The following is a 12,747-nucleotide window of genomic DNA, read 5'->3' as shown; positions in this document are numbered from 1 at the left end:
ATCTGCGCCTATGCTCAAAACTGACCCCCGTTTCTTTATCCACGCCACATAAAAAAGCCTTTCGTACCGTGCGGCTGCAAATGTGATAATACGGGGTATCTACTAAACTGATTTGTTGTGAGCGAGGCTTAGGCATAACAATTACCAAATTTAATCAAGGTAAATTAAGTCTAGTTTATTGAGGTAAATATGCATAAGTTATTATGGGTGGCTTAATAACATTATCAAGATAAATTAAGTCTAGTTTATTGAAGTAAATATGCATAAGTTATTATGGGTGGCTTAATAACATTACATTGGCAAGCAAAAAAGGTTAGTACGGGGTGGTCTTAATATCGACCAGCATACCTAGGACTGCTGCAATGCAATCCTGCCGGCTTTCACAGCTTGTTTAACCAATTTTACTTCGGGTGCCAGTTTAAACAGGTCGCCATTTAAACCTGTGAGACTTCTAGGAACATGACTTAAACTTGCCATATCAGCGTTAGCTTGCATATGCTCAACTTCTCCATGTGTGGGTATGGCTATTTGTGGGCGCACCCATTCGTACATTTGTTTCAGCTCTTCTTGACAAGGGTGCCCTGAAGCATGGATTGGTAGTTCTGACTCGTCAGCCGTCAGGGTTTTAATTTTACGGGCTTGAAAGGCTTTCAGCAGATTCTCGATAGGCTTTTCATTGCCGGGGATCACAATAGAGCTGAAGATCACTAGGTCACCCTCATCCAGAGAAACATTGCGATAGGTATCTTTGGCCAGTTGATTTAATGCCGCTCTTGGCTCTCCTTGACTACCGGTTGCTACCGCTAACACTTCATTGGGTAATAAATATCCCGCGTTAAAAGCATCAACTACTGGTAAATTATCTGGCCAATGTCCGGTGGCTTTTGCTGCACCCACTGTGTTTTGTAATGACTGACCAAATAATGCAAAGTAGCGCCCTGTCTCTTGTGCTATTTTTGCTAAGGTTATTAAACGCGCAATATTACTGCTAAAACACCCAACTACAACTCGTCCTTTGGCTTTTACCGCGGCTTGTTTTAACCCCTTATAACATTGTTGCTCAGACACAGAATGCCCTTCGCGCATAGCGTTAGTTGAGTCGCAAACCATGGCTAAGATATTTTTTTTACCTAATAACTTAAAGGGGTTGGCGTTAAAAGGCTTGTCTGTCACTGGTGCAGGGTCAATTTTCCAATCTGCAGTATGAAAAACACTGCCTGCAGAAGTTCTAATAACAAAGGCATGGGGCTCGGGTAGTGAATGGGTAATTGATAACCATTCAACGTTAAACTCACCAATATTGACTCGCTCACCGCTACTGATTTCAATAATAGGAATTTTGTCATTAAAACCACCACGAGAAAGTTTTCTCCGTAGTATTTCAGCAGTATATTTGGTGGTGTACACCGGGCATTTAAACCGACGCCACAAGTAGGGTAAAGCACCTAAATGATCTTCATGGGCATGAGTAATCACAATACCCGCTAATTGTTTTTTACGCTGGCTAATAAACCAAGGGTCGGCAGCTACAACGTCATGTTTATGCAACCCAGAGGTTTTAGATTCAGCTTCTGTACAAAGTGGACTATTAAACGTTATGCCACAATCCATCATCAACCATTGTCCGGCATGTCCATAAAGGTTCATGTTCATGCCTATTTCGCCCGTTCCGCCTAGAGGTAGAAACCAAAGGTCTTTCTCGGTTGGTGTGAGTGAATAAATAGTAAATTCCTAAAATATTAATCTGGATGGGAAATAAGCAACGGTTGTTAACACCGCTTTTAAGATAAAAATAAGATTATTGGATGCTATACGTTCATCTATAAAGTTACGATCTAAATAACATTAACTTTATGCATAAACATCAGCAATTAGGTAATAAAAATAAACAATAGACAAATGATTTACATCAAAAAATTATTTTATTATTCAGTAACAAAACTAGCTAAATTTTTCACTAAGCTTAGTATCAGCTTTTCAACTATGTGGCCTAATTCAACTTCAATAATGCGCAAAATTGTTCGCCTTATTATTTTTTTACCTGTTTTTTTCAATCCTTTCTGGTGTAATTGCCCACCATACGAACCAAATAAATAATAATTGAACAGGTAGGCGCAGATATAAAAAAAATGCTGAAATATCGTGATATTTTTCTGGGTGCAAAGCCATGTTTATATTGGCCGGATAAACTGCAACAATTAAGACCATTAACCCATAACCTGCTAAGAGTCGAGTTTTTGGAATCAAAAGGCCAATTGCACCCAAAATTTCAAATATACCACTAATGATGACAAGTTCTTTGTGATAAGCCAAATAATTTGGCATCGCCATTATAAAAAAGTCAGCCATAAAAAAATGAGCGATGCCGCCAATAATAAAGAACAAGGCAATAATTACAAGTGGGGTGCGAGGCATCAGTTATTCTCCTTATTCACTTTTTTTTCCCCAGATAAGAGCTGATTAATAATTTGCTCAAGTGTAAAGCAAAGCCAGATAACTGTTAGGGATTTCACTTTAATTACTTTTTATCCAGTTGTTTTATCAGTACTTTTTTTATCAACAAAATATTTCATTAATGCAAATATATTAGGGCTTATTGATTTTTCGCGATTAGATTTTGAACTAAAAAGGTAATCTCGTATAATTACTTCGCCAATGGTAGAAGGCCTTTGCAGTAAACAAAGGCCTTCTAAAACGCAATAATCTGAGATAATTAAACCAAGATAAGGTCTTAAAATCGAATTAAAGTGGCTTCAATATTTCGCACCATACTCTTTAATTGTGGCGCAACTTCACCGCCCAAAAACTCTTTCGACAATCTAAATGCTGGGCCACCGGCATTAAAGACATAAATTTGTCCTTGGGTGAGTTTTAACGGTACCGCAATCGCATTAGTATCTCGTTCCCAATCGCCCCAAGAGTGGCAATAACCAAATTCTTTATAGCTTTCTAACGCTTGATCAATACCGGCTTTAACCGCATCAAATTTATCACCAAGCTTTTCTTTGAAATGACGGAGAAAGAAATCACGTTCTTCTTCTGATAATGCGACTAAATAAGCTCGCCCTGCTGCCGTAGTGGCCATAGGAATTTTATCACCAATATCTTTTTTAAAGGTAACAATATCTTTTGGCGCGCAATGATCAACATAAATCATGTCTAATCGGTCTCGGTCTGCGAGACCTATCGACGTACCAGTTTCAACTGAAAGCTCTTTCATCTGCGGGTTAGCTACTTGACGAATTGCAAGGTTAGAGACAAAAGCATAACCCAATGCCAACACACCCGCACCAAGTTGGTACTTTTCTAAGCGCGTTGAATAAGTCAGGTAACCCAAACTGGTCAAAGTATAAGTTAAGCGGGATATACTTGATTTTGGTAATCCAGTTCGTTGAGCAATTTCCTGATTACCAAGAAATCCGTCTCCAGGGTTAAATGCCCGTAATATATCTAATCCTCTGGCAAGCGCTTCGACAAACTTACGATCTACTTCCCCATTTATATCTCTTGGCATACCAGTCAATGTATTCATTTTGAGCTACTCAATTGTTAATCACACTAGACGTAGTGACTTATTATAACTGTCGATACGTTTTTAAATAATGGCGTTATAATCTCATTTTTTGCTCTAAAAATAAAGATTATAGATAGCTTTAAGGATAAATTTATAGATTAATAGCAGTAAGTTAGGATGATCGTATTAAAAATATGTTGTTACAGATCGTCTTATTTGATTTGTTAGTTCACGCTAAACACCAAAAGTAGACGCTGAACGAATAGTTAAAAAGTAGAACTAAAACATACCTTACGCAAAATAACGCCTTGATATACTCTCTTTATAGAGTAAAAAACAACCTAAAGTCACTATATTAAGTGCAATATAACATCTATAAAAAAGCAGAATACTTAATAAATTTAATAAATTAATAACATAACTCACTCTTAAACTCATTAGCCGTTGCTAACTTTAATCGTAGGATGAATAATTTATATGGTAATTTATAAATTAAGACCCTATGATTACATTTAGTTACAGTTAAGCCTTGTTTCGTGTTATTACACAATGTACTTAATCTCTGTAAGAAAGAGGCCACATCTGTTGATTTAAATAACCGCTTTAAACTAAAAATTAATCTACATAAGTTATAGGTCAAATTATTGGAATATTGAACAAGGCAAACAAATGTCCCTCACACGATTTTCAACTTACGAGCTACTTGAAAAAGTTGACTGCTGTGTGTATTCACTACAACTTCACGGGGTTTATTACATTAAAAATCGATTACTTAAATATAAATTTAAACTTAAGAGGCTGTAAATTAATTTAAGTTAGTCGTTTACGTATTAGACAAGTGGCACCATTGAATAAAAAGGAAAAAATAAAAAGGAAAAAATAAAAAGCAGTTATAGAGGTTCTAGAATTTGATTAAAAACATTAAATTTTATTCTAGATATGTGTCATAAGATATTTATTTTGTTATCTATATCAACGGTTAATAAAATAAAGTCATGAAGTAGAGTGATATGAAATGAGTAGTATAATTCAAAATGTGGTAAAAGGTGCAACAACCTACTGCACCTTATGTTTATTAGTAATTGGTCTACTAGGTTGTGGAAACGACGAGACCTCAGTTCAAATGCCGGCTCCAACTCCAGCTCCTACCCCAGTGCCAATACCAACTCCTGAAGATGCAGTCGACACATCTGGCTTAAGAGAAGTCAAGATGGATGAGCTAGACAAAGATATTGCGCTAGCAATGAAACACGCTTTTGAAGGTGGTGCTACAGAAGGAAAAGAAGACGTTACTGTAAATAACGTCCGTGGTAAAGAAGATCAAGCTGACAATAAACGTTTTGACGTACCGTCTAATGGTGCTCCTAGCCCATTATTTGGCGCGCTACCTTTTACTCAACAGTTGCTACGATTTGAAGAATTTGGCACTGCATTACTGGCTAACGCAAACGTTGACCCCGAAAAAGCGTTGACTCTGCCAGTACCCGAAGATGCCACAAGTATGCCTGAATCTGCTGCTTTAGATATGTTTCTAACACAAGATATTTACCCCGCTCCAACACGTTGGGCAAATACGGTTGATAGCAACCCTTGGCAAGAATTAATAGAATCATTTATTGGCCGCGATTTAGATACCCCGCCAATCGAAGGGCGCCCACCTGGCGAAGGTTGGGCGCATCAACGTTGGGAAGAATTTGCACCAAAAACTTATTTTAGTACCGCTCAAACAGGTGCTCGTACTAACACCGGCCTGCGTGATAACAAGCAAACTCACACTTATAGTGTCGGTGAATTTGCCCCCGGCGGTTTGTATCACAACACCACAGGTCTAGAGGGTACTGTAGGCACAACCAAAGGTTTACAAGTAAGACTTCATCCTTATTTACCCGTGCAAGAACAAGAATCACTTTGGACCTTTGATGGTACTTTTCCACCCAAATTATTAAAAGTCCGTTATGGTGAGCCGGTCATCATGCGCCACCATAATGCACTTCCCGTTGATGTTTCTGCCAACCGAGGTTTTGGTTTACACACCATTACCACTCACGAACACAATGGTCATAACCCGGCAGAAAGTGATGGTTTTGCCAACGCTTTCTTCTTTCCTGGGCAATTTTATGATTATAGATGGCCAGTTACGCTTGCCGGCCATGACAGCATTAATGTCGATGCCCAAGATCCCCGTGCTGGTTCTCCCGATGGCAATGGCGGCATCACTAAGTTAGCAGGCGATTGGCGTGAAACTATGAGTACTCATTGGTTCCACGATCATATGCTCGATTTTACTGCACAAAATGTTTATAAAGGCAATGTTGCCATGATGAATTACTACAGTGCGGTTGACCGTGGTAATGAGTCGATTGAAGACGGTGTCAACCTTCGTTTGCCATCAGGTTCGGCATTGGATTGGGGTAATCGTGACTATGATGTTAACTTACTCTTAGCAGAAAAATCCTGGGATGAAAGTGGACAACTTTGGTTTAACCCGTTTAATCAAAAGGGTTTCATCGGCGATGTTATGACCGTAAATTGGCTATACAAACCCTATATTGAGGTACGTGCTCGTCGTTATCGTTTTAGAATCCTAAATGGTTCGGTTTCTCGTTACTTTAAACTTGCCTTAGTTAATGAATCGGGTGTGGCTGCTGAATTTCATATGGTTGCCAATGATGGCAATATTATGGAGCACTCGGTATTAATGCAAAATGGTGAAATGCCAACGATTGGTGTTGCCGAGCGTTATGACATCGTGGTCGATTTCAGTCAGTTTAAAGACGGAGATAAGTTACATCTTGTGAATATGCTTCAGCATAAAAATGGTCAGGGTACCGATAGCATCATCCCACTTGCCGATATTGTTAGTGGTGACTACGACCCACAAACTATCCATGACGATGGTGACGGTGTTCCCGATCGCTGGAGTGCCGATCCTGTGGTGGGCCGTTTCTTAGAATTTCGCGTCGTTAAGTATGCAGGTCAAGACAAAAGCTTAGACCCCGCTGATTATGTTGAGGGCAAAAAACAAATGATCCCACTGCGCCGTCCAACTGAAGACGAATTAGGTACGGCATTACATCGTACTTTTGAATTTGAACGCCAAGCCACTGACGAAAACCCTTGGGTTATTGAAACGGATGGCGGTAAAGGATTCAATATGGATCCCCGACGTTTGTCCGCCGCACCTCAAAAAAATTCAGGCGGATTAGAAGTATGGCGTTTACTTAACAGTGGTACTTGGAGTCACCCCATTCACATCCACTTTGAAGAGGGGATTATCCTGCGCCGTGATGGTAAAGAGCCACCTCCTTGGGAAAAATATGCTCGTAAAGACGTTTATCGTTTAGGTCCACAGCCAGACAGTGGTGATATGGTAGAAATCGCTTTACGCTTTCGCGAGTTTGCCGGTACCTTTATGGAACATTGCCACAACACTCAACATGAAGATCATGCCATGTTATTACGCTGGGATATTGAAAACCCAGGACAAACATTGGTGATGCCATCACCCATTCCATCGTGGGACGGTGTTAGCTACGTCGATACACATGCTCTGCCCACTTTTCGTACCGGTGACGCTGTCGGCCAATATGGACCCGATCTAGATGACCAAGCGCTAGAGATATGGCTAAAAGGTATGGAAATCGAAGAAATTGATATGTTAGATATGGAAATAGGCGATGCATTAAATCCAACTGAAGATGAAAGAGCCATTGGTAAAATAGCTCTACGTCGGGGTATTAACATTGATGATGATGGTATCGAACGTGAGGTATTCTTTGTGTTACATGATATTTCTGATCAAGAATTAGCTGAAGAATATGGTGTTGGCTGGGCTGGCGCATTAGTCGGCACCGCAGAAGCCGCAACCTCAGCAGCAAGCTATGATAAAACTACAGATAGCTTCACTTTTTTTGGTGATTTGCCTAATCCAGTTACCCGAGTCAATCCTAACTTTGTTGAGCAAAATGATCCCAATATTCCTGACCAAACGGCGGATAATACTTACTCCCCATTGCGTCGAGTTACGATGGATGGCAAAGAGGTGATTGTAAATACCTTTTTTATTAATTGGGGCGATGAAAGTTGGGAGCAATTAAGGGTTGATGTTAACTGTGATCCCAAAGTGGAAGGGACTTTCCCTGATGATCCGCCTAATACAACTTGTATGTATAACGGCAGAACATGGGGTGGAGATACCGGCCATGCGGTTGAAATAAATGTTGAAGCCTTTGAGCCCTATGTACGGATGAAACTGCATAAATCGTGGACAGAAGATTCAGATTATCTCCCCTATTACATTGTAGTTGACTCCTTCCCTGCGGGCACAGCGAACAACATGGGCATTATTTACGTACCTAAGCATAAGTTTTTAGCACAAGCTGCTGTCCCCTTAATACAGTGGTTACCGCCTGAGCCGCTTAACGCAAGTTATCCGCCATCCACGGTTAATGCTGAAACAGCGGGGGTTGATTTATCTATGCAGCTGCGTGGTGGTGGCCCATTAGGAGGACAAATTGGCTTACCTTCATACTTCATGCCAGAAAAAAATTATAGCCCAATGTGGCATATTGGCTTCGCCCACTGGAACAGTGACGTTGTTAGCCCTGATGAAGTGTTCGTGGTTAAGGGCTTAGAAGAGCTTAAGGCACTTAGGGATGAAGGGAAGGTAATGATCCACGAGTGGCCCGGGGCGTCCCCAGCCAAGATAGGTAGTAATGATTACAATTTTACCAATCTAAACTCGCCTCACGTAGTCAACTGTCCTACCCCCGTGACTATCGATATGGCACTGCACAGAGCGAGGAAATTATCTAAACCTTAACAAGTGATATTAAGAAGCTAATCGCATGGATTACTGAGTAGTCCATGCTTTATCCCTTTAGTCTATTTGTTTTAACTGACAATGTAGCTAGCATAATAAAGGAAGCAACAGATATGTTTAAACCATTCCAGATAGCGAGTGTCACGGTATTACTTTTGGTATCTATTGTTTCCATATCGGCAGAATCGATATGGGGTAAAAATTATTTTCCCAACACTGAACTTACCACCCATGAAGGCAAAGTAGTCAATTTTTTTGAGGATTTAATTAAAGATAAGATTGTTGCCATAAATTTTATCTACACCAGTTGCCCTGATGTTTGTCCACTTGAAACAGCACAATTAACACGGGTGCAAAAAATAATGGGAGATAGAGTCGGCAATGACGTACATTTTTATTCCATTAGTATCGACCCAGAACATGATACCCCTGAAGTATTGGCTGAATACCGGCAACGTTTTGGCGCAAAATGGACTTTTCTGACCGGTGACAAGCAACAAGTTATTGGTTTGCGTCGTAAGCTAGGTCTTTATGTTGAGGGCGCTGATAGCGGCGCAAATAAAAACAATCATAATGTGAGTATGATCATCGGCAATCAAAAAACAGGTAGATGGATGACGCGTTCACCTTTTGAAAATCCACATGTTTTAGCTGACCAACTCGGTAACTGGTTAAATGGATGGGTCTCAAAACAAGTGGGAGATGATTATGACAACGCACCTGAATTGCGCCCACTTACCCTTGGCGAGCCACTTTTTCGTACTCGATGTGCTTCCTGCCATTCAGTCGATGGCATTGAAGATGAAGATGATATCGGTCCAGATTTGTTAGGCGTTACCCAACGTCGCGAAAAACACTGGTTGATAAAATGGTTGCGCAGCCCTGATAAAATGATAGCAAATAAAGACCCTATCGCCCTAGCACTACTTAAAAAGTACAATAATTTGCCCATGCCAAATCTACGCCTCAACGAACAGGAAGTCATTGAGTTAATAACATTTATGGATGAACTACATGATCCCAATGCCGCCCCTATAAGCTCACTAGTCAGTAAACTTAAAGTCTATCGACAATCTGCAGTGGTTAAGTCCTCTGTAAATGTTGACGTGGTTGCTGTCATGAATGCCTGGGGTCGCCAAGCTCACCCTAAAGCGACGACAAACGCTGGCTTTATGACACTTATTAATGTTAGTGACAAAACGGTGCAATTGCGCGCAGCAAGCAGTCCAGATTTTGAACTTGTCGAATTTCATGAAATGAAAATGGTCGATGGTATGATGCAAATGAATGAGTTAACAGCGCTTAAAATAGCCTCAGGAGATCAGCTTAAATTTGCGTCAGGAGGAAAACACCTTATGTTAAAGCATCGCAAGCGATCACTGCAAGATGGCGACCAGACTAACATTACTCTGGAGTTTGCCAGTGGGGCAACGCAAACCATCTCACTTAACATTATAAAAGATCACTAAGACATCAATACAAGATTTTGTTTTAATTGATATTTTTAAATTACCAGCAACTAACCAATAACTTAACTGATATTCAAAGGCAATAACGCTTTAATACTTTAAGGTTTTTACTTGTAGCAATAAAGTGAGATTTATTTAACATGCGCTGATAAATAAGCACTAGTTTTGCCCAGCTAAAAAGAACCAAATACCCTACTTATTGTGTTTGGGGCTTGATACATCTCGTCAACACAAGCTTACTTAATATAACTTACAGATAAAAGATTATATTACCTTGAATTTAAACTGGAATAAATTCATCTGGTCTAAATCGCACAAAAGCCAAGCCCCCCTTGAGCGCTTGGCTTTTTATTTATAGCAGAGCATCGAGATCGACAGCGAGCCCTTAGTACTTACAAAGCACTTTCTAATTCAGGTAAAGCTTCAAATAGATCTGCTACAAGACCATAGTCAGCTACTTGGAAAATAGGCGCTTCTGGGTCTTTGTTGATCGCGACAATAACTTTCGAGTCTTTCATACCCGCAAGATGTTGAATTGCTCCGGAAATACCAACCGCAATGTATAAGTCTGGCGCGACAATTTTACCGGTTTGCCCTACTTGCATGTCATTAGCCACAAAGCCCGCGTCAACAGCGGCGCGCGATGCGCCAATGCCGGCACCTAATTTATCAGCAATGCCATCTAATAAGCTAAAGTTTTCGCCATTTTGCATGCCACGACCACCCGAAATAATCACTCTTGCTGCGCCTAAATCAGGACGTGCTGAAACTGTTAACTCGTCATTAACATGGCTTGAAATACCGGCGTCTGTCACATTACCTAATGAGATGATTTCTGCAGTTCCATCAGTGGCAACGGCATCAAATCCGGTTGAACGCACGGTGATCACTTTTTTAGCATCTAAGCTTTGTACGGTTGCAATAGCATTACCGGCATAAATAGGACGCACAAAGGTATCAGCACTTTCAACCGCAACAATATCTGAAATTTGCGCCACATCTAATAAGGCAGCAACGCGAGGCATAAAGTTTTTACCTGTGGTTAATGCCGTCGCCATAACGACATTATAATCAGCTGCTAATTCAGTCACTAATAAACTGATATTTTCCGCCAGTTGATGCTCAAACGCCACATGATCAGCGACAAGTACCTTGGTAACACCATTAACTTTTGCCGCTTGTTCTGCAACGCTCTGACAGTGATGGCCGGCCACTAAAATAGTGATGTCGCCACCTATTTGTTGTGCCGCCGCTACTGTTTTTAAGCTATCAGCTTTTAACACGCTGTTGTCGTGTTCTGCGTAAACTAAAATACTCATGAGATCACCTTGGCTTCATTTCTTAACTTTTCAACTAATTCATCAATTGATTCAACTATAATACCGGCTTGTCGCTCTTTAGGAGGAGAAACCTTTAATAACTGGGTACGCGGGGTTAAATCAATACCAAAGTCGGCAGCCAACTTCACCACTAATGGCTTACGTTTAGCTTTCATAATGTTAGGTAAAGAAGCGTAACGTGGCTCATTTAAGCGTAAGTCGGTAGTGACAATGGCCGGTAAGGTTAGCGCAACAGTTTGCAAGCCACTGTCAACTTCGCGTGTTACGTTAATTTTTTCGCCTACAACCTTAATTTCAGAGGCGAAAGTACCTTGAGAAAAACCGGTTAGTGCACCAAGCATTTGGCCCGTTTGGTTGTTATCGCTGTCGATAGATTGTTTACCTAAGATAACGAGCTGAGGCTGCTCTTCTTCAACAATTTTTTGTAATAACTTGGCAATATTTAACGCGTCAAACGTTAGCTCGGTATCGATATGAATGGCACGATCAGCGCCTAAAGCCAGCGCGGTACGCAGCTGTTCTTGACAACTTTTATTACCAATAGAGACCACAATAACTTCAGTGGCTGTGCCTGCTTCTTTCAGGCGAACGGCTTCTTCTACCGCAATTTCACAAAACGGGTTGAGGGCCATTTTAACGTTGGCTAAATCAACGTTTGAGTTATCTGCTTTAACACGCACTTTGACGTTATAGTCGATGACACGTTTGATGGGGACTAATACTTTCATGAAATTTACTGCTCCTCGATGAGTTATCTGAAATGATTTTTGTTGTTATTGTTTTTAAATTTGGCTCTGTGGTAATTAATTGTTATCGTCTTAGATGAAATTAACTTGGCTATTTATATTTGCTCCATCACATTAATTGCTCGCTTAACAGTTGACGGACTGAAGTCCGACCTACAAAAAAATGGGCTAACATGCTACTTTTCTTTCTAAGCCTTTTAAATAGTAGACCTCCTGACCTAGCAACAGTTTTGTCGAACTTGGCCTTAAATTGATTCACGACCACAGGCTAATTCTTTCTCTAACAAGGTCAATGCTGTGCTAGGAAGGTTGATCTTACTTTGCAGCTCATGGCTAAAAGAAACAATAATGCTTTCACTTTTAGCGGCAACCTTTTGATGGTTTTCACTATAAATAATCTGACTTAAGGTAAATCTATCCGTGCTTATTTGCTCAACTTTAGTCGCAATAATCAGATTATCAGGGTAAGTCACCGGAAACTTAAACTTACAATCGATATAAGCGACAACAAAGCCGAGTTTCTCTTCGCCAAGTGCGGCTCTAATATCACTATCAGTAAAAAAATTAACCCGACCTTCTTCACAGTAACGAAAATAATTGGTGTTATTAACATGGCCTAACATGTCAATATCTCCCCATCTAACCGGATGTTTTAGCTGATGAGGATAATGTTGTAATTGTTCGTTCAAAAAATTCTCCACTTTTTTACTTATCTACTGGGGGCTCTGACTAATACCAATCCCATTAAGTTATTACTCACTTGTACTAGTTAAAATAGCTCAAGGCTGTGTTGCTCTCAATCCCAATAGCCAGCTATTGCTCAATCGAGCGCCTTACCTTGAGTTATTTTTCCTGC

At 40.4% G+C, this 12,747-nt stretch carries 8 protein-coding genes; 2 read left to right on the top strand and 6 right to left on the bottom strand.

The window, feature by feature from the left end; genetic code table 11:
* Positions 1 to 348 precede the first annotated feature (348 nt).
* From ESZ39_RS16035 to ESZ39_RS16025, 3 genes are all read right to left on the bottom strand, one after another.
* On the bottom strand, positions 349 to 1,647 hold the full coding sequence (locus ESZ39_RS16035) for a ribonuclease J (protein ID WP_146880933.1): 1,299 nt from the start codon (positions 1,645 to 1,647) through the stop codon (positions 349 to 351).
* 390 nt (positions 1,648 to 2,037) lie between these two features.
* The gene (locus ESZ39_RS16030) at positions 2,038 to 2,415 is read right to left on the bottom strand and encodes a DoxX family protein (protein WP_146880932.1); all 378 of its coding nucleotides are present in this window, start codon (positions 2,413 to 2,415) and stop codon (positions 2,038 to 2,040) included.
* A 316-nt stretch (positions 2,416 to 2,731) separates the two neighbouring features.
* On the bottom strand, positions 2,732 to 3,532 hold the full coding sequence (locus tag ESZ39_RS16025; RefSeq protein WP_146880931.1) for an IclR family transcriptional regulator: 801 nt from the start codon (positions 3,530 to 3,532) through the stop codon (positions 2,732 to 2,734).
* A gap of 997 nt (positions 3,533 to 4,529) precedes the next feature.
* Between ESZ39_RS16025 and ESZ39_RS16020 the strand changes: the two genes are divergently transcribed.
* Both ESZ39_RS16020 and ESZ39_RS16015 read left to right on the top strand, forming a co-directional pair.
* On the top strand, positions 4,530 to 8,336 hold the full coding sequence (locus tag ESZ39_RS16020) for a multicopper oxidase family protein (protein WP_223270422.1): 3,807 nt from the start codon (positions 4,530 to 4,532) through the stop codon (positions 8,334 to 8,336).
* A gap of 113 nt (positions 8,337 to 8,449) precedes the next feature.
* Complete coding sequence (locus ESZ39_RS16015) at positions 8,450 to 9,805, top strand: copper chaperone PCu(A)C (protein WP_223270421.1); 1,356 nt, start codon at positions 8,450 to 8,452, stop codon at positions 9,803 to 9,805.
* 392 nt (positions 9,806 to 10,197) lie between these two features.
* On the opposite strand, the gene ESZ39_RS16010 is transcribed toward ESZ39_RS16015, so the two are convergent.
* From ESZ39_RS16010 to ESZ39_RS16000, 3 genes are all read right to left on the bottom strand, one after another.
* Positions 10,198 to 11,124 carry an electron transfer flavoprotein subunit alpha/FixB family protein gene (locus ESZ39_RS16010; RefSeq protein ID WP_146880929.1) on the bottom strand — a complete coding sequence of 309 codons (927 nt, stop codon included), beginning with the start codon at positions 11,122 to 11,124 and terminating at the stop codon, positions 10,198 to 10,200.
* Entirely contained in the window at positions 11,121 to 11,873 is a 753-nt protein-coding gene (locus tag ESZ39_RS16005) for an electron transfer flavoprotein subunit beta/FixA family protein (RefSeq protein WP_146880928.1), read from the bottom strand. The genes ESZ39_RS16010 and ESZ39_RS16005 overlap by 4 nt, the downstream gene beginning before the upstream one ends.
* Before the next feature lie 263 nt (positions 11,874 to 12,136).
* Positions 12,137 to 12,580 (bottom strand): acyl-CoA thioesterase, encoded by a 444-nt coding sequence (locus ESZ39_RS16000; protein ID WP_191321826.1) that lies wholly within the window; start codon positions 12,578 to 12,580, stop codon positions 12,137 to 12,139.
* Positions 12,581 to 12,747 lie beyond the last annotated feature (167 nt).

Origin of the sequence: Colwellia sp. C1TZA3 (assembly GCF_007954265.1) — a bacterium.
In the GTDB taxonomy this organism is placed as follows: Bacteria; Pseudomonadota; Gammaproteobacteria; order Enterobacterales; family Alteromonadaceae; genus Cognaticolwellia.
This window is presented reverse-complemented; position numbering and strand designations above follow the sequence as displayed.